Origin of the sequence: Clostridium tunisiense TJ (assembly GCF_000300195.1) — a bacterium.
Lineage (GTDB): Bacteria > Bacillota > Clostridia > Clostridiales > Clostridiaceae > Clostridium_J > Clostridium_J tunisiense.
Map to the genome: position 1 here is coordinate 1 of NZ_AMQH01000020.1, position 19,348 is coordinate 19,348.

Here is a 19,348-nt window from a genome sequence, read left to right on the forward strand (position 1 = left end):
AAATGATTTTCTTCCCATAATTCAAACTCCTTTCTCCGTACATTTAGTTTTTGGAGAAAAGTTTTAATTATTCGGTATAAGTTAAACATTCGTCAAGGAACCCTATATAGGGAACCAGAGTTTAAGCTTAACTTATACACGAGTCCTACCCTGGTTCCCTTAAGGGTTTATGAAGCTGAATAAGCTAAAATTCTATCATGGAACCCTATACCAGCAATAATACCGTAAATTGATAAATGGTATTCACCATACTTTTCTGAAGCTAGCAATAGTTCATCTAAAGATATATGAACCATGATTCCTGCCACCATAGCGAATAGTATTTCAAAGGTTACATCATTAAAGAATCTTTATAGTAGAGCAAAACCTACTATGTTAGTTTCACTACATTTTTTAATTATTTCTTTCTTATATCCACAAAGTGTTCACTAGCTATAGCAGCTTCTTGGAAGGTTGCCATGTTATTCATTACCCTTGTAGCTGCAATTACTATATTGTGTACTAAAGGGCAGCCCGTTCCTTCTCCTAGTCTCATATTTAAATTTAATATTGGCTCTAAGCCAAGGTTTTTCATTACTATCTTCTGCCCTACCTCTACAGCACTGTGAGATGGTATCATGTAATCTTTAACTAGTGGGTTTATCTTCCACGCAACAAGAGCTGCAGCTGATGAAATTATTCCATCTACAATAATTGGAACTCTATAGTATGCAGCTCCAAGGAAGCACCCTACTAACCCAGCAATATCAAAGCCCCCTACCTTCGCTAATACATCAATAGGATTTTCTTTACTTGGCTTATTTAATTCAAGAGCTTTCTCTATAGCTCTTTTCTTTTTCTCAAAGCCTTCTTCAGTTAATCCTGCTCCCATTCCTACAGCCTCTTCTGAAGAACAACCAGTTAATGCCATTATTATAGCACTACTTGTACTTGTGTTGCAGATTCCCATTTCTCCTGTACCAATGATTTGATAACCCTCTTTTACTAAATCACCCACAACTTCTATTCCTGCTTCAATGGCCTTTATAGCTTCTTCTTCAGTCATGGCTCTGCCCTTGCACATATTCCAAGTACCGTATCTTATCTTTTTATTTATCACTTGTGGATGGTTAATGTCTCCCTTTATTCCAATATCCACAACTCTTATATCCATATTGGAAGTGCTACACACAGCATTTATTCCGCATAGACCTCTAGTGAAATTCAAAGTTTGGCTTTGTGTTAAGTCTTGAGGACAAGTACTTATTCCTTCATCCCAAATCCCATTATCTGCGCACATTATAACATTACAGCCCTTTGAAACTTCATTATGTAGATTTCCTGTAATTCCTGAAAGCTGAATTGCAATATCCTCTAACCTACCAAGACTTCCTATAGGTTTAATAAGGTTATCTAGTCTTGTTGCAGCCGCCTCCATAGCACCTTTGTCCAACTCTTTTATCTCTCTAATAACTGTTGAATATCTCTCCATTTTATCCCCTCCAAAGTAATAACTTTTAAATTAAAAACCCTTTTAATAAGGATTATTAATACTTTATAACATATCCAAGTAATGATATATAAATACTAAAATTTAAATTGATTCTATTCTATGTAAAAACTTCATATTACTTTCCTTTAGGCATCTGAAAATAAATAACAAGTCAAAGATACCTTATGAGTTTAATGAATTAATTACTAATAATCTTCTCTAATAATTTAACGTAAAGCTGTTGGAAACTTTTTACCTCTCCAAGCCCTTTAAGAATACAATTTACCTTAAAGCCTTCTCCTTCTAGGATAGATTTCCAAGAATCTTCTTCATCTGAAGCCATATCATTTCTTCCGTGATCACCACAAACTAACATAAAAGGTATTAGGTTTAAAACTGTATAATTATTTCTCTTTAATAGTGGTATTATCTCTTCAATCGTAGGATATCCTTCAACTGTAGCTATGTGGACATTGGTAGCTCCCATATTCTGTGCTACAGTTTGTAGTTGGAAATAGCAAGCATTAGCCTGATGAGTTGTACCATGAGCCATTAATATGACTCCCTCTTCTTGACTATAGTGAGCTATTTCTTTTCTTAGAGCTTCAAAGGCATTAATATAATCCTCATTTTTGTAAAGTAGTGGAGTTGAAAGTTCTAGAACTTTAAAGTAATTTAGCTCCTTCATAGCATTTACTGCATGTTGAATTTTATCATATTCTTCTCCAAATATAATGTGTAATGGCTGAACATAAACCTCTTCATAGCCATCCTTATGCAATCTTTCAAGTGCTTCTGTAACATTATCAACATGATAATCGTCTCTATTTTTAAGCTTTTTTATAATCATATTTGAAGTGAAGGCCCTTCTTACCTCAAATTCCATAAAGGTTTCTTTAATTGCATTTTCTGTTGCTTCGATAGAGTTTTTCAAAGCATCCTCATAGGATGTTCCAAAACTTACTACTAATATAGCTTTCTTATTCATAGGTTTTTCTCCTCAACATTGTATTTTTCAAATCATGGATAAACTTATTTTAATTAATAACTTAAAACTTAGCTTTTATTGCTACAAAAAATATTCCTTGAATCCAGCTTTAAAGTATTACCTTGAATTCTTATCTGAGCTTCAAATAGAATTTTTTATCTTATCCCTTACCAAAACCTTAAGGTGTCCAAGGTAGACTGGGTATTAATTAAATGCTAGTCTTAGTTCTTTTTACTTATAGATTGGCGTTATATTTTTCCTTTATTGCTGTTGGCATAAAATAATAAACCATAAATGCTAACAATACATTTATTGCTGAAACCACTGTTAAAATTGGAATTAATCCGTAAACCATATCTCCTAAGATTGGTAATAATACTAAAGTCGATATTGGTCCATTAAATAATGTTCCTACAATGATAGCTACAAAGGCAGCAATGAAGAACCCATTTTTTCTTAGGAATTTGTAAGCGTAAAAAGTTGCTGCCATGGTTATTGCCATATTTACTGAAATAATTAAGTGTACTGGTAAGGATAAAGGAAAACCACTTAAAAGTGCAGTAAACAAATGTCCTATTACTGCTACAATAGCTCCACTTACAGGTCCCATAAGTATTGTTGCAAAATATGCTGGCATTGCATCAAAAGCTATGCTTCCAAAAATTTTTATGTTAGCACCTACAAAGCTTAACGCAACAAAAAGTGCTAAAAGCACAAGTTTTTTTATATTAAAATTAGATTTCATTTTTTTCCTCCTAATAATTTTTTATTAACACATTATTTTTTTAGGATGTAGATATCCACACTACATTAACATTTCAAGGTTTGTTTAAGCCAAAGTTGATAAAATATACTGTTCTAGTAAACTCAAATCTTTAAATATTACAGGATACTCTACCTTTGGTCTTCCAATGAGAATTATTTTTATATTACATTCAATAGCTCCTTGAAGCTTTTCTAAAGTTCCACCTTCAACTCCGCTATCCTTGAGTAAAATCCCTTCAATATCATAATCTAATATAATTGCTTTGTTTAATTCCTTTGAAAAAGGGCCCTTCATTGCAATAATATCCTCAACTGGAACTGCTAACTCTTCACATTCCTTTAGCACTTGGGCTGTAGGCAGTATCCTATGAATAATTCTGTTTTCTAGGTTTAAATTTATTAGAGTTTTAATATTTCTACTGCCTGTAGTGTTTAACAAATTTCCCTTAAAGGAAAGAACTTTAGGAAGGTCACAGTAATCCTCTATATAATGGAGGTTTTCATGTTGTAAAAACTCCTCTACTACAGAAGGTCTTTCATATCTTATATACTTAATAGAAAGTTCTTTGCAAACTTCCAATGCATTTTTAGTTATTTCCTTTGCATAAGGATGAGAACCATCAATAAGAGTATGTACTCCCTTTTCTTTTAGCAAAGCCCTTAATTCTTCTTTTGTAAGAGGCTTATCATTAAGATATTTAAATTTATAATCCTTTAATAAGCTTCCCCCATAGGAACTAGAAGTGGATACCAAAATATCTTCTGTATATTTGTTTAGCATATTTAGTATTAATTTTCCCTCACTAGTTCCTAGGATTAATCCAATCACAGTTTGTAACCCCTTGGAGTAACAAATTTATCCTCTTTATAATAACTGCTGCTATTTCCTATAATAACTATGGACATCATATCAACCACTGAATCATCAAAGGTTTCCAATGTAAAGTTATGTACTTCTTGTCCAGGTCTTAAGGCATTTTTCACTACTGAAACTGGTGTATTTTCATTTCTATATTCTTTTATGATATTTATACATTCCATTAAGTAATGAGGTCTTCCAATACTCTTCGGATTATAAAGAGAAATTACAAAATCCCCATCTGCTGCCATCCTTACACGTTTTTTTATTAATTCATAAGGAGTTAATAAATCACTAAGACTTATGTTGCAATTATCGTGCATTAATGGTGCTCCGAGAACTGATGCAGCTGCTGAAGATGCCGTTACTCCTGGTACTACTTCTACATCCTCTCCCTTAGCCATTTCAAGAATTAACCCTGCCATACCATATATTCCTGCTTCACCAGTGCTGATAATTGCTACAGTGTTATCTTTGCATAACTGAAGTGCTTGTCTGCATCTTTCTTCTTCACCCTTCATTCCAGTAGAAACAACTTCTTTTCCTTCAATTAAATGTTCGATATAAGCAATGTATTTGCTATATCCGACAATAATATTGCTCTCTTTTATAGCTTCTACAGCTCTTAAAGTCATATGTTCTTGTCCACCTGGACCAATTCCAATTACATAAAGCTTTCCCATAACTTGCTCCTTTTTATATTGATTTTAATTCGATTTTCTTTATAACATCTATCATCTATTATGATTATAAGTAATAGTTTTTACTTAGCACTTTTCTTCTTACCAACATGTTCCAACCTGAAGAATCACGCAAAGTGCCTTAGCTTATATCTAACCTAATCTATTTTACCAATTGCTAAGGTCATACCATTAAAGCTTTCTTTTTCATGAATAACCTTACCTTGTGCTAGTTCAATAACTGGCTCACAAACCGCTCCAACTCCAAGGGTTTTTCTTACAAAATCGCTAGTTTTATATTTATGCTCTATGGGTTTAATTTCTTCTGGAGTAAAAGTGCTTATTTCTACCCCTAAACTTTTGCTAAGGTTTAAAATTGCAACCTCTTCTTTTTTAATAGAAACCGTGGCAATACTTGCTACTGCTTTCTCACTTATATTTTTTTCATCAAGGGAAGTTTTAACTGCCAACTTCATTTCTTCAGGTGAAAAATTTTTCTTACACCCTATACCTAGAATAATGTGTTTTCTTATAAGTTTTAAAACTGGCATATTTCTTACTTCTTTTTCAAGGGGCAATATTTTTTTTGAAGTTACAATTACAAGTCCTTGTATCTCCTCAATACTGCCTTTGCTAATCTCCCCTTGTGTCTCTAATTCTACCTGTCTTACTTCTTTATTCCCTTGCAAAGTATTTTCCTGTGCTAAAATATTCTTAGGAATACTTAGGTAGCCTTTCGGGCAACCTATTGCTTCTTCTTCATCTATAAATCCGACTGCCTTACCTTCTACCAGCAGTGCTGCAATTTCTTTCGCCTTATCCATGTTCTCAATATAAAGGTTATTATTCACCGCTATCATATCTGGTGCTACTACCTCTAAATTATCTGTAGCTGTAGTTATAATTGCCTCACAACCTAATATTTCACTAATTACTTTTGTAAGGTTATTAGCTCCACCAAGGTGACCACTGAGTAACGAAATTGCATATTTAGAACAGCTATCAATTACTATTACTGCAGGATCACTTTTCTTACTCACCACATGAGGGGCTATTCCCCTTACTGCAATCCCTGTAGAACTAATGAAAATCACTGCATCATTGTTTTCAAAGGCAACTTTACAACACTGTTTAAAATTAAAATCCTTATCCTTACTATTAAATACCGTAAGACTTAGACTCTTAAACTTATTTGCAAAGTGCAAAGAAAGTTTGTTTATTATTTTATCCCCTAGGGCTGTTACACTAATTATGGCTATTTTCATTTTTACCCGTCCTAAACATATGGGTGAAGTTTTCATCGTATAATAAGCTTTTTTCATAGTTGCAGTCTATAAAATCACCAACTAATATTTGAGCTTGCTTTGTGATATTTGCTTCTTTAACTTTTTCAGCTATATCATCTAAAGTTCCTATTACTACCTTTTCATCTTTCCAAGTAGCTCTTTGAATAACAGCTACAGGTACATTTCTTCCATAACCCTTTCTTAACTTCCCCACTACCTTTTCTATCATTCCAACTGATAGGAAAAGTGCCATGGATGCTCCTATTGAAGCTAATCTTTCTAAGTCCTCTTTTTCTGGTACTGGAGTTCTTCCTTCCATTCTAGTTAAAATTACAGTTTGAGATACACTTGGAAGAGTAAACTCTCTATTAATAGAGGCTGCTGCTGCAGTAAAGGAACTTACTCCAGGAACTACTTCATAGTTAATATTTAGTTTATCTAATTCATCCATTTGCTCTTTAATTGCCCCATATATAGCTGGATCTCCAGTATGTAGCCTTACAATTTTTTTATTTTTCCCTTTTGCTTCAACTATAGTTTCTATAACCTGATTCAAGGTCATTGCAGCAGAATCATGAAGCTTTACATCTTCCCTACAACCCTGAAAATGCTCTCTACTTACCAAAGATCCTGCATAAATAATTACTTCCGCCTCTTCAAGAAGTTTTCTTCCCTTTACGGTTATTAAATCTGGATCCCCAGGTCCTGCACCAATAAAATATACCTTACCACTATCCATCTCTGTACCTCTTTCCTATATACGTGCTATTTTTATATTCTTATCTTCTTATATTGTGATCATGTTATCTTGTTGCATTGCTGTATTCTTATATTTTTATATTGTTATATTCTTATGTTGCTACTTCTTATATTTCCTCATTCCTATGAGCTATTATTAAAGTCATATAGTCTTTATTGTTTAGTATTTCTTCTCTAGTATGGAAGATTTCCTGCCCTTCTCTATAAGCTCTTTTTACTGCAAAGTATTTAAAACCTTCTTTATCTAAGTAGTTTAAAACTTTTTCTTCTTGGTTATAAAACTTCATAACTACTATATACTTCTCATCTTTTACTCTCTCTATTTGGCTTCCTGGTACAATAAGAAGTGGTTCATCTCCAATTACAAGAATCTCTCCTGCAAGGCTAGCACTTGCACAGAAAGAGGTGATTCCTGGCACTGTTTCTGTAGTATAATTTTGTTCTCTTATGTATTTTAAAAGATAAATATAGGTACTATAAATAAATGGATCTCCTATTGTTAAGAATCCTACATTTTTTCCTTGCTGCAAATATTCTTCAATGGTTTTAAAAGCTTCATAAACCTTTTCCTCTTTATCAGGCTTTCCCATTGGGAAATGACTTATTATCACCTTTTGATGTGGCTTTATAAAGTTTTTTGCTGTTTCATAGGCAATACTAGCTCCCCCACCCATGGCACTTGGTGCTATGATTATTTCACAGTTTTCTATTACTTTTATTGCTTTAAGGGTAAGTAAATCCTCTCCCCCTGGTCCAACTCCAATTCCATATAATGTTCCTAATTTACTCATATTCTTCCTCCAATATCTAAGCATCTGAAAATAAATAATAAATCAAAGAAGATGCCTTAATTTGCCTTCGTAGCCGTAACTATAAAAATAGGGTTTTGTGCCTTCAGCATATAGCTGCTTCCAACGGTTTTTGATACTGCAACTTGCATACATTCTACTAAATATCCCAATGTTTTTAAGGTTTTCATAGCCTTGTGTAAATTATCAATAGTTATAAAGTTGAGAACCATTTTTCTTCCTGGCATTAACATACGTCCATATTCCTTGATAATAGCTTCAATATTTCCACCGCTACCCCCTATGAATATTCCATGAAACTCACCTTTAATTTTGGGTAATACCTCTAAGGCTTCCCCTTGAATTATTTCTACATTTTGTGCCTTGAACTTTTCCTTATTAACCTTTATAACCTCTAGTGCTTCACTATCCATTTCAATAGCAGTAACTAGTCCCTCTGGGCAGCACTTTGCCATTTGAATAGAAACACTACCTGTACCAGCACCTATATCAAGAAGGTTAAAATTCTCTTCTAGCTCTAATTTTGTAATGGTTAAAATTCTAACCTCTTCTTTAGTCATAGGGCAATTGCCCCTAATGAATTCTTCATCTTTTATAAACTTCACAATATCACTCCACTTTTATACTAAATCTTTATATATATGTTCTAATAAATAACCTACATTATAACCTTTAGAGTCATCTATATTTGACAACTGCTTGGATGTAGAAAGTTAATTAGAGCTTATATATTAATAAAATAACTTTCTAGTGTCTTTCAATATAGATTACAGATAAATTACTATAATCACCCTCAATAATATCCTTAGGACATCCCGCTGTTATTTTTTCATTTTCGTAAGAAAGATTTTCTCCCACCACTACTTCACAGCTTACTTGATTTTCTATCAAAAGCTTGCATAGTGCTTTTGGATTTCTCTCTTTATCCGTAAGCCAAATAGATTTTTTATATTCTCTTACCTTGGTGACAAAATCTTCTTCACGACCATGAACACTGGATAAGTAAGCATTTTGCCAACTTTTGTTTATCTTACTCATTAAATATTGGTAAGAGCTAATTCCAGGAATAACTTGAACTTCTCCTGAATAATCTCTATTGATGTAATCTGTAATTCCGTAAAAATTAGGGTCCCCTGAGGCCACAAGAGCTATGGTCTTATTAGAATTTTTTTCTAAGGTCTCCATGATATCCTTAAGTGTGGCTTTAGCTTCTTTTTTATTATCTATAAACTCTAAGCTTTCCAATGCTCTTCTAAAGCCAAGGATTAAATCACAGTTTTCCATTATCTCTATAGCTTTTGGCAAAATGTAATCTCTATGCCCTGGCCCAAGACCTACTATGTATACCATGAAACTCCTCACTTTCTTGAGTCATATAAAACTCCCTTTTTCATAGAGTACATTATGACTTCAACCTGAATGCTTTCATAAGAATATTGTTCCATTTTCCTTTTTACTTTTTTTCCAATGGATTCATATAAACCTTCATAGCCCTCCCCAAGAAAGTTAACTGCACCCTCTGTGGTTTTTTCTTCATAGACTCTTCTAACTAAATCATTTGGATATCCAAGAAGTGCTAACTCTAAAGCTAAGGTTTCTAGTCTTACATCACAAACTCTGCTATGGGTGTTAAAGGCTCCACTAGCGATTTTACAAACTTTACCAATATGACCTACCAGAGTAATTTTCTTAACTTTTCTAGCCATTAAAGTATCTAAGGCAAAACCTACGTAATTTGATATGATTACCATGTTTTCTTCCTTTAGGCTTAGCTCCTTAGCCATATTCTCTCCCATGTTTCCAAAAAGTAAGGTTAACTCCTTGTGTCCACTAGCAAGTTTTTGACTTATCTCTAGCTTAATAGATTCTGTTAAAGACTCCTCAGACATGGGCATTACAATTCCTGTAGTACCTAAAATAGAAATTCCACCTAAAATATTTAATCTTGGGTTAAAAGTCTTTTTTGCAACCTCTTCTCCTTTAGGTACCATAATTGTAATCTCTACCCCATATCCCTTTGGTAATACTTCTCTAACACCTTTTTCTATCATTATTCTAGGAACAGGATTTATAGCTGGTTCTCCTTTTTTAATATAAAGGCCTTCTCCACAAACTACTCCTACTCCTGTTCCCCCTTTTAGTACATATCCTTCTTTACCAAGGGTAGCTCTTGCTTTAATTTCTAATCCATGAGTGCTATCTGGGTCATCGCCCCCATCTTTAATTATTGAGCATTCTACATAATCCTCACCAAATACCACATTAATTATTGAAAGGGTTAATACTATATTCTTTGGAGTATTAAAGGTTATACTCGTAATTACCTGTTTACTATCTCTTAAGCTGTAAACCTGTTCTCCATTGTATTTGTCCGTTATTTTTTTTCCTAATAAATTTGTATAAAGCATCATGGTAGCTGCTTTTGCAGCACCAGTAGCTGCTGACCCAGTAGTAAATCCACACCTTAATTTTTTTCCATTTGCTTCAACATATAAATCTAGCATTTTTCTCACCAACTTTTTACATTGCTTTCCTTAGATTTTACTTAAAAATCTCTATTTTAAATCCAAAGTTCTACCAGGTACCCCTATACTAGCCCTACTCTTCCTTTAACAAGTTTTAGTCTCTTTGAACTAGCATATACATAATAGCGTTCACAATGGCTGCTGCCACATTACTTCCACCCTTACGACCTCTTATAGTTATGTTTGGTATATTATATTTTAAAAGTTCTTCCTTACTTTCCTTTGCTCCAACAAAACCAACTGGAGCTCCAACTACAAATTTAGGAGTTACTTTTCCTTCTCTTACTAAGTCTAATAGCTTGAATATAGCTGTTGGTGCATTTCCAAACACAAAGAACTCTACTCCCTCTTCCACGGCTTTTTCAACGCCAGCCATAGAACGGGTAATTCCTCTTTCCTTTGCTATTTTTGCAACTTCTTCATGGGCAACATAGCACTTTACCTCACAGCCTAGCTTCTTTAGTGCAGCTTTGTTAATGCCAGAAAGAGCCATATTGGTATCTGTATAAATTGTTGTTCCACCCTTAAGTAAAGTTTTTGCACTTTCAATGGCATCCTCACTTATATGGACTATGTTTTGATAATCAAAATCTCCTGTTGTATGTATAGTTCTTTTAACAATTAAAAGTTCTTCCTCACTGAAATTGTGTGGAGCCATTTCTTTCCCAATGATTTCAAAACTTCCTCTTTCTATGTCCATAGGGTTTTTAATATATTCCATAATCATCAATCCTTATAACTAAATTATTTCTTTTTCTTATATTCAATAGCCTTATTAATCAGCTGTTTTAAAAAATCTATATTACTAAAAAAATGCACATGTCCATAAGCCCCTAGGGTGTTTTTCTTAACATAACCACAATTCCACTGCTTAACTTCATTAGCATAAGTAGTTTTTTCTAGTGTATAAACTTCCTTTTCTTCTACCTCTACTTTAGATTTATGAAATTCATGGCAATGAATACTAGTACCAAGCTTTATTAATGGATTTTCTTTTTCAACCTTTATCTTTGCATATCCAAAGTTTTGCAGGGTTTTTGTCAAATAGGAGTGACCTTTAAAAAATCCTACAGTGTCATACTTGCTATCTTTATCAAAAGGTATTATTCCTTCTGTTAGATACATAAGTCCTCCACACTCTGCATAACAAGGTAATCCTTCCTCTAATGCTTTCTTTATTGAGTTAATCATTGACTTGTTTTTACTAAGGTCCTCTACAAAAACCTCTGGATATCCCCCTCCAACATATAAAAAGTCCAAATCTTCTGGAATTTCCTTATCCTTTAGAGGGCTAAAGTAAACTATTTCTCCTGTTTGAGCCAGTAACTCTAAATTTTCCTTATAATAAAAACTAAAGGCTTTATCCCTTGCCACACCAATCTTAAGGTTATGGTTATCCATAGTAAACTTTTCATTATTATCATTAACCTTGCATTCTTGTGAGCGTTCTTTGTTAAAGAAATTACTTGAGGAGTTTATAAAACTTTGTTCACTGTGTTGCTCTATGTTACTTTTACTTACATTGGATTCTTTAGAAAAGTCTTTTATAAGAGCTTCCATATCTACATTTTCCCTAATATATTCACTACAAAGCTCTATCTTCTTCTCTAAATCCTGAATTTCAGAAGCTTGTACTAACCCTAAATGCCTTGATTCAAGAGCTAAAGCTTCATCCTTTGGAATATATCCATAAACCTTTAAGGAAGTAGATTTTTCAATAATAGTTTTCAAAAGCTTATAATAAGCACCTGAAATATTATTTAGTATTACCCCTTTAATCTGAGAATCTTTCACATGTTCATCACAGTAATTTATCATTCCTTGAAGCTCAGCAGCTAAAGTTGCACTTTGTGCTTTTGGGCTTAGAACTAAAATCACTGGTAAGTTCAAGACCTTTGCTACATGAGCTGTAGAGTACTGAGAGTCAATTCCCTTACCATCATATAGTCCCATTACTCCTTCAACTACCCCTAAGGTGCCTTGTCCTCTGGAATAGGCTTCTAAAACTCCCTGTTTTCCCATTAGAAACAAATCCAAATTTCGTGAAGGTTTTTTAGTTATAACCCCATGAAAAGCCGGGTCAATATAGTCTGGACCAACCTTAAAACCTTGTACCTCATAGCCCATTTTTATAAGGGCTCTCATTAATCCAACAGCTATGGTGGTTTTTCCACCACCACTGCTGTTAGAAGCAACAATAATACTTCTCATATTGCTATTCCTTACATTTCATTAAGCCATTTACATGCATCAATGGCACAATAAGTTATTATAATGTCTGCTCCTGCTCTCTTAATTGAGGTAAGCATTTCAAGAGTTGCATTTCTCTCATCTAAAAGCCCATTTTCTACAGCGGCTTTAAGCATTGCATATTCTCCACTTACGTTATAAGCTGCAATTGGCATATTGAATCTATCCTTAACTGCTCTTATAATATCTAAGTAGAATATTGCAGGTTTTACCATAACAATATCTGCACCTTCTTCTATATCTGACTCAACTTCTCTTAAAGCTTCCATATAGTTTGCTGGATCCATTTGATAAGTTTTTCTATCACCAAATTGTGGTGCAGAATCCGCTGCTGCTCTAAATGGACCATACATTGCAGAGCTATATTTAGCACTGTAACTCATAATAGGTATACTTTCAAAGCCATTTTCATCTAATACTTCTCTTATAACACTTACTCTTCCATCCATCATATCAGAAGGTGCTACCATATCTGCTCCAGCTTTTACATGGGATAGTGCAACTTTTGCAATATATTTTAAGCTTTCATCATTGTGAACTTTTCCATCAACTATAATTCCACAATGTCCATGGCTTGTATATTGACACAAACAAACATCAGTAACTACATACATATCTTTGTCTAGCTCTTTTATCTTTCTAACTGCTCTTTGAACTATACCCATTTCTTCAAAAGCAGAAGTTCCAACTTCATCCTTATGATCTGGTAGTCCAAAAACCATTATTCCTTTAACCTTAGCTCTTTTAACTTCCTCTACTAATTCTCCTAATCTATCCACTGACCAATGATACTGTCCTTTAAGAGAAGATATTTCTTCTTTAATATTTTCTCCTTCCACCACAAAAATCGGTAGTATAAAATCATTTGGGTTTAGTATAGTTTCTCTCACTAAACTTCTTATTGCTGCATTCTCTCTTAATCTTCTATGTCTTTTGTACATAATATTTCCTCCTAGAATAACTATTTTTCAAAATAATATTTTTTCTAAATAAGTTGCTTTATCTGGTTTTTACCTTTATTTCAATAATTTAATTTCATATTAATATAATTTTTTTAATTTTTATAATAACTGTCACCCTTTAATAGCATTTTAGATTGTTAAATTTCTTTTCAGCTAGAGATGGTACTCTTCATTAAAATTAAACTTCATTGAAGGTTTAATTTTATTTAGAAGTCTATAAACAAACTGAACTTATTCATTATTTAAAAGGTGTTTTATAACTCCTTCATGACTACTTTCCTTACACTGCCCATAGTGTATTCCCTGTCTGTCTAACTCTTTAGAGGTTATAGGTCCAATGGATATAACCTTTTTTTCTTTTATGGCTTCTATGCCAACTAAAGTTATCATATTTTTTACAGTGCTAGGGCTAGTGAAAATTACGGTATCAACTTCTTTAAACTGACCAAGATTATTATTCTCTCCAAGAACAGTTTCATATATGTGACAATCATCAACTTCACAACCTACTTTAGTTAATGCTTCTACCATGTAAGGTCTTCCATTTTTAGACCGTGGTAATAACACTTTATCTCCAGGTTTTAAAATTGGTTCCATAACTTCAAACAACTTTTCACTTACATATTCATTAGCTGTTAAATAAGGTACTATTCCTCTTATTCTTACCGCCTTATCACTAGAAGGTCCTATGGTTACAAACTTTGCCCTTATAGTTCTTGTATCTATATTTTTTTCCATTAATGCATCGAAAAATATATTGGCAGCATTAACACTGGTTATAACTATATAATGATACTCCTCTAATTTATGTAGAAAAGGTTCTATATTAGCTTTAGTTTCACTGATTTTAATTGAGTTTATCTCAGTAACTTCAGCACCTAACTCCTTTAACTTTTCACTGATTTCCTCACTTTGTTCCTTTGTTCTAGTAATACAAATATTTCTTCCAAAGAGAGCTTTCTTTTCAAACCAGTTAAGCTTATCATGAAATTTCACTACTTCCCCAATAACAATAATAGCTGGATTTGCTAGTCCCTTAGCTTTAGCTAAAGTTCCTATATCCTTTATAGTTCCTGTAGCCTTTTTTTGCTTCGAGGTAGTTCCTCTCATTACTACAGCAGCTGGGGTACTTCCATCCATTCCATTGCTAATTAGCTCTGAGGTTATTCTTTCTAAGCTTTCAAAGCTCATCATAAATATTAAAGTACCTTTAAGCTTAGCTATTATAGAAAAATCCAAATTCAGTTTGTCTACACTCTTTCCAGTAAACACATGAAAACCTTGAGCTATTTTTCTGTGGGTCACAGGAATACCACCATAGTTTAAAACTGAAATTGGTGAGGTTATGCCTGGAACTACTTCAAACTCTATATTTTCTTCTATAAGAGCTAAGGCTTCTTCTCCTCCACGACCAAAAATGTAAGGATCTCCACCTTTTACCCTGCCTACTGTATGACCTTGTTTTGCTAAAGTTACAAGCATTTCGTTAATTTCATCTTGAGTTTTATAGTGGCTTCCTGGTTCCTTACCACAATAATAAATCACTGCATCTTTATTTACATACTTAAGAATGCCTTCCCCTGAAAGCCTATCATACATTATGGCTGTACATTTTTTCAGCACTTTTATTGCCTTTAAGGTAATGAGGTCTTCATTACCAGGGCCACCTCCAATTAAATATACTTTACCCATTAGTTCCTCCCACTGGTAAGTATTTTATCAGCAAGTTCCTTACCTAGATTTATATAGTCTTCTTTATTCCCACTTACACTATCCTTAATAAGCTTTCCTTCTACCTCATAGATACCCACTACATTTAGTGTATTCCCGTGAAGAGTTGCATAAGCTCCAATAGTGCAATTGCAATCTCCCTTAAGTTCTCTCATAAAGCTTCTTTCAGCTTCAACACAAAGCCTTACTATTGGATTATCTAAAGTCTTGAAAGCTTCACTATTTTTGCAATTCTCATGAATTTCTATTCCAAGAGCTCCTTGACCAATGGCTGGCACCATTTCATTTGGCTCAAAATAATCTGTAATGATGCTCTCCATACCAAGTCTTTTTAGTCCTGCAGCTGCTAGAATAATTCCATCTAGATTCTCACGTTCTATCTTATCAATCCTAGTTTGCACATTTCCTCTAATTGGAACAATTTCAATATCTGGTCTTAGTAGTTGAAGTTGCGATGCTCTTCTTTTACTACTAGTTCCTACTCTTGCTCCTTGTTTTAAATCCTTAAATTTTACACCCTTCATAGAAACAAAGGCATCTCTCACATCTTCCCTTACAGGCATGGCTGCAATTTCAAATCCCTCTGGCATTTCATAGGGCACATCCTTCATGCTATGAACTCCTGCATCAGCATGCCCCTCTAATATTGCTTTTTCTAGTTCCTTAATAAATAAGCCCTTACCACCTATTTTATCAAGAGTCACATCTAATCTTTGATCTCCTAAAGTATCTGTTAAGACTTTTTCACAAGTAATATTATGAAACTTCTTAACAATCTCTATAACATAATCGGTTTGCACTAAGGCTAACTTACTCTTTCTTGTAGCTATTTTCAAATTCAATACTCTCACCCCCGTAAAATAAATCTAATACTTTCTCACCGTAACTCCTTTGAAAGAAAAATAAAAAGTCTTCGGAAGAAACAAAATCTAAAACTTCTAACCTTTTAGGAAAATCCTTCATACGCCTTCTCAGCTCAGTTACAAAAGAAATATAATCATCATAGGTAGCTATGTAATTCTTTATTTTATTAGCTAAAAATTGTGAGGTTTTAGGGCTCTTACCTTTAAGCCTTACTCCTACACTAGTTTCCTTACTTGAGGTCGTTGCACATAGGGTTGCCATTGATTCTTCTGGTATTGTGGTATCAATATAAACTTTGCAATTGCTATCACATAATTCTCTAATGTGCTTATTTATCCTGTTGTCACTAGTGCAAATCACAACTAAGTGGCAAGTGTTAATAAGATAATCCTCAAAATTCCCTATTGTGATCTTTAGCTTTTCAGACTTTAAGCTGAAAAGTTCTTCCTTAAAGCTTGGTGCAATACAGTGTACTGTAAACCCCTTTTTTAAAAAGGATTTAGCTTTAACTAAGGCTGATATTCCACCACCTACTAATAGTACCTTTACCTTCTTAGCATTTAAACAAAGAAAAGTAAAATCTTCAGAATTATTCTCTTTATTCATAGTACTTCCTCACTACTAATACTTCTTTCTTGTTACAGATTTTTATGAATTAAAACTATAGTGATCTTTCAATATCTTTTAATTCCTCAATTAAAATTTCATTAGCTTTTCTATCCTTTATTGCAAGCCTTACATATGAATTATCTAAACCTACGTAGTTATTACAGTTTCTTATTAGTATTCCTCTTCTTAGCATATTTTCATAAAATTCACTACTGCTAATATATTTTAACTTACAAAGAAAATAGTTTCCGTAACTTATGTACACTTTCTCAATAAATTCTATGGTGGAAAGGGCATTGTGCATAAAATTTCTTTCGTCTTCTATCCATAGCTTAGATTCTTCTATAAACCCTTTATCCTTTAGAGCATACTTAACAGCTAACTCTGCAAAACAATTTACTGACCAAGGATTTTGATTATTTTCAAAATACTCAAGTATATTTTTATTCCTAGTTATACCGTATCCAAATCTTATTCCTGGCATACCATAAAACTTAGTAATTGCTCTTATAATTACTAAAGAGCTATATTTGTCTATATATTTAATAAGACTTTTATCATAATCTAATACAAACTCTATGAAAGCTTCATCTATAATAACAAGCTTATGCTGCTCTTCACACTTCTTCAGGATAGCTTCAAAGTTTTCAAAATTAATAACGCATCCATTGGGATTATTGGGATTACCTATAATCAATGCCTCAGTATTTTCTACAGCTAAAAGAATTTCCTTGTAATTATACTCCATATTTTCATTAACATAGGCATAGTTAATTTTCACTCCATGTTTTTTACTAAAATCCTCATACTCCACAAAGGAAGGAACTACAATAGTTATAGATTTTAAACTACTTATTATTAAATCTAAAACTTCTGAGGCGCCATTTCCTACAAGAATATTACTTCTGCTTATACTAGCTAAATAATTCTTTTCATGGTTTCCCTTATTTTCTTTAGAGAAATATTCTTCACTAGCTTGAAGATATGTAATTATGTTATCCTTTAAAGTTCTATATTTTACATCTGGATATAACATAACATTATTTAAAGCTTCATCTATATGAGATGAAAACTCTTTAGATATAGGCAGCGGATTTATATTTGAACTATAGTCTAACAATTTTGTTCCCTTTAATAAGCCATCACTATATACATCTCCACCATGTTTCATAGCTTCACTTCCTTACCTTACTATATGTGCCAGAATCTCAGGTCCCCCTATAACTACAATAAGCATAATTACAATAGTTATAATTATATTTATTATGACCTTTTGTTTTGTAAGTCACTCTTTACTTAACATCACAAATTACTCTACTAATAATATGATGTTAGTAAAAAATAAAAAAGGTGAACCTGAAAGGTCCACCTACTATTACAAATTCCAAAAACTAAATTTTTATATAACAATAGTTCTTTCCCTCCGAAAGATTGTTTATAATTTAGGCAGGTCTCCTGGCTTATGAATCTCTCTACACCTTACCTTCCTCTTACGAGTGGCTATTAAGGTTCGTCCTCATTTACAGTAGCGGGGGCTGCTGTGGAATTTAACCACATTCCCTTTTCACTTATTTAAAAGCACCTAAAAATACTATATTTAGTTTTCAAGGTAATTATAGCCCTAAAGCAAAATTTAGTCAACAATTTTAGTTTTGGAATTTATAGGTTAATACTTATATGACCTAAGTATTTTCATACTTCACCTTTATAATTTGTAGGTACGGAAAAAACTTATATATGCTAAAAGTATTTCTTCTCAGATATTATTGTAGACTTACATCAATGATTGATTAATTGACTTGGATTAGCTCCTATTAAAATATCTGTATGTTTATGATTCTTCACTACTTCTATAAGGCTTTCCATGGAATCACTTATAAATTTATTTTTATGATATACAATATTAAAATGTCTATTCCATGCCCGCTGAGAATTTTGGATAACATGAATTTCTCCATTTTTTATTTCATCCTCAACTAAGCGAATTGATATAACAGCTAAACATTGATTTTCTATTACTGCATGCTTAATGGCTCCTGGGCAATTGCTTTCCCATACAGTTTTTACTGTTAACCCGTGCTCTGCCATATAATTTTCAAATAGCTCCCTAGTCCCACTTCCCTGTTCCCTCATTACAAAGTTCACATTAAGAAGTTCTTTCAATGTGACTTTAGCCTTTTTAGCAAAAGGGTGCTTAGTACTGCAAACAAGAACTAGATAATCATCTACTGCAGGAATGCATACAAGTTCAGAACTTTTTATATTTCCTTCTACAATTCCAATATCAAGTTCAGATTTTAGTAGTTTATCTTCTATTATCTGCGTGTTATTTACATAGGCATAGGTTTCAACTTCAGGGTTACTAGCTTTAAAGTCGCTAATAACATCAGTAAGAATACAATTTCCCACTGTAATTGTTGCTCCAAGCCTAATTTTCTCTTTATGCTTTGCCTCAAACATCCTTTCCTCTAAATCATCAAATTGGTTTATGACCTGCCTAGCATAAGAAAGCAGTTTCTTACCTTGTTCTGTTATATAAAGTTTCTTAGAAAGACGTTCAAATAAAAGGACTCCATAATGTTCTTCCAACTCCCTTACCGCTTGACTTACTGTAGGCTGAGAAATGAAAAACTTTGATGCAGTTATACTCATTTTCCCACTTTCTGCTACTTCAACAAATATTCTTAGATGCCTTATTGTCATATTTTCTTTCACATCCTTTTTATAAAAATCTAAACTTACTAGAAATTATTGATAGGTTTTACCTATGACTTTCATAAGATATTATCA

The 19,348-nt window shown here is 33.0% G+C and carries 20 protein-coding genes and 1 riboswitch; all 20 genes read right to left on the bottom strand.

Annotated features, from left to right (window positions below):
- Nucleotides 1-167: 167 nt before the first annotated feature.
- On the bottom strand, nt 168-296 hold the full coding sequence (locus C661_RS24510) for a hypothetical protein (protein WP_017416994.1): 129 nt from the start codon (nt 294-296) through the stop codon (nt 168-170).
- Nucleotides 297-397: 101 nt separating this feature from the next.
- A complete protein-coding gene (gene cobT, locus C661_RS0119370) occupies nt 398-1,471 on the bottom strand; it encodes a nicotinate-nucleotide--dimethylbenzimidazole phosphoribosyltransferase (RefSeq protein WP_017416995.1) in 1,074 nt (357 codons plus the stop codon).
- A 199-nt stretch (nt 1,472-1,670) separates the two neighbouring features.
- Nucleotides 1,671-2,459 carry a sirohydrochlorin cobaltochelatase gene (locus tag C661_RS0119375; protein ID WP_017416996.1) on the bottom strand — a complete coding sequence of 263 codons (789 nt, stop codon included), beginning with the start codon at nt 2,457-2,459 and terminating at the stop codon, nt 1,671-1,673.
- 235 nt (nt 2,460-2,694) lie between these two features.
- Entirely contained in the window at nt 2,695-3,204 is a 510-nt protein-coding gene (locus tag C661_RS0119380) for an ECF transporter S component (protein WP_017416997.1), read from the bottom strand.
- An 84-nt stretch (nt 3,205-3,288) separates the two neighbouring features.
- Nucleotides 3,289-4,053, bottom strand: coding sequence for a cobalt-precorrin-6A reductase (locus tag C661_RS0119385; RefSeq protein WP_017416998.1), 765 nt, complete (start codon nt 4,051-4,053; stop codon nt 3,289-3,291).
- Nucleotides 4,050-4,766: a precorrin-3B C(17)-methyltransferase gene (cobJ, locus tag C661_RS0119390; protein ID WP_017416999.1), complete on the bottom strand. Its 717-nt coding sequence runs from the start codon at nt 4,764-4,766 to the stop codon at nt 4,050-4,052. The genes C661_RS0119385 and cobJ overlap by 4 nt, the downstream gene beginning before the upstream one ends.
- A gap of 155 nt (nt 4,767-4,921) precedes the next feature.
- Nucleotides 4,922-6,028 (bottom strand): cobalt-precorrin 5A hydrolase, encoded by a 1,107-nt coding sequence (gene cbiG / locus C661_RS0119395; RefSeq protein WP_017417000.1) that lies wholly within the window; start codon nt 6,026-6,028, stop codon nt 4,922-4,924.
- Nucleotides 6,009-6,788 carry a precorrin-4 C(11)-methyltransferase gene (cobM, locus tag C661_RS0119400; protein ID WP_017417001.1) on the bottom strand — a complete coding sequence of 260 codons (780 nt, stop codon included), beginning with the start codon at nt 6,786-6,788 and terminating at the stop codon, nt 6,009-6,011. The genes cbiG and cobM overlap by 20 nt, the downstream gene beginning before the upstream one ends.
- A gap of 127 nt (nt 6,789-6,915) precedes the next feature.
- A complete protein-coding gene (locus C661_RS0119405) occupies nt 6,916-7,599 on the bottom strand; it encodes a cobalt-factor II C(20)-methyltransferase (protein ID WP_017417002.1) in 684 nt (227 codons plus the stop codon).
- Between the two features lie 56 nt (nt 7,600-7,655).
- Nucleotides 7,656-8,222, bottom strand: a complete 567-nt coding sequence (gene cbiT, locus C661_RS0119410) for a precorrin-6Y C5,15-methyltransferase (decarboxylating) subunit CbiT (protein ID WP_017417003.1) — start codon at nt 8,220-8,222, stop codon at nt 7,656-7,658.
- Between the two features lie 142 nt (nt 8,223-8,364).
- On the bottom strand, nt 8,365-8,967 hold the full coding sequence (gene cbiE / locus C661_RS0119415) for a precorrin-6y C5,15-methyltransferase (decarboxylating) subunit CbiE (protein ID WP_017417004.1): 603 nt from the start codon (nt 8,965-8,967) through the stop codon (nt 8,365-8,367).
- 8 nt (nt 8,968-8,975) lie between these two features.
- The gene (gene cbiD, locus C661_RS0119420; RefSeq protein ID WP_017417005.1) at nt 8,976-10,121 is read right to left on the bottom strand and encodes a cobalt-precorrin-5B (C(1))-methyltransferase CbiD; all 1,146 of its coding nucleotides are present in this window, start codon (nt 10,119-10,121) and stop codon (nt 8,976-8,978) included.
- A 115-nt stretch (nt 10,122-10,236) separates the two neighbouring features.
- Nucleotides 10,237-10,866 carry a precorrin-8X methylmutase gene (locus C661_RS0119425; protein WP_026051133.1) on the bottom strand — a complete coding sequence of 210 codons (630 nt, stop codon included), beginning with the start codon at nt 10,864-10,866 and terminating at the stop codon, nt 10,237-10,239.
- Nucleotides 10,867-10,886: 20 nt separating this feature from the next.
- On the bottom strand, nt 10,887-12,353 hold the full coding sequence (locus C661_RS0119430) for a cobyrinic acid a,c-diamide synthase CobB (protein ID WP_017417007.1): 1,467 nt from the start codon (nt 12,351-12,353) through the stop codon (nt 10,887-10,889).
- Nucleotides 12,354-12,364: 11 nt separating this feature from the next.
- The gene (gene hemB / locus C661_RS0119435) at nt 12,365-13,333 is read right to left on the bottom strand and encodes a porphobilinogen synthase (protein ID WP_017417008.1); all 969 of its coding nucleotides are present in this window, start codon (nt 13,331-13,333) and stop codon (nt 12,365-12,367) included.
- A gap of 252 nt (nt 13,334-13,585) precedes the next feature.
- Nucleotides 13,586-15,046, bottom strand: coding sequence for a uroporphyrinogen-III C-methyltransferase (gene cobA / locus C661_RS0119440; RefSeq protein ID WP_017417009.1), 1,461 nt, complete (start codon nt 15,044-15,046; stop codon nt 13,586-13,588).
- Complete coding sequence (hemC, locus tag C661_RS0119445; protein ID WP_017417010.1) at nt 15,046-15,927, bottom strand: hydroxymethylbilane synthase; 882 nt, start codon at nt 15,925-15,927, stop codon at nt 15,046-15,048. The genes cobA and hemC overlap by 1 nt, the downstream gene beginning before the upstream one ends.
- Nucleotides 15,896-16,555, bottom strand: coding sequence for an NAD(P)-dependent oxidoreductase (locus C661_RS0119450; protein WP_017417011.1), 660 nt, complete (start codon nt 16,553-16,555; stop codon nt 15,896-15,898). Before C661_RS0119450 ends, hemC begins: the two co-directional genes overlap by 32 nt.
- A gap of 55 nt (nt 16,556-16,610) precedes the next feature.
- Nucleotides 16,611-17,729, bottom strand: coding sequence for a pyridoxal phosphate-dependent aminotransferase (locus C661_RS0119455; protein ID WP_017417012.1), 1,119 nt, complete (start codon nt 17,727-17,729; stop codon nt 16,611-16,613).
- 257 nt (nt 17,730-17,986) lie between these two features.
- Nucleotides 17,987-18,158, bottom strand: a riboswitch (cobalamin riboswitch).
- A gap of 179 nt (nt 18,159-18,337) precedes the next feature.
- Nucleotides 18,338-19,261 (bottom strand): LysR family transcriptional regulator, encoded by a 924-nt coding sequence (locus C661_RS0119460; protein WP_017417013.1) that lies wholly within the window; start codon nt 19,259-19,261, stop codon nt 18,338-18,340.
- Nucleotides 19,262-19,348: the final 87 nt, after the last annotated feature.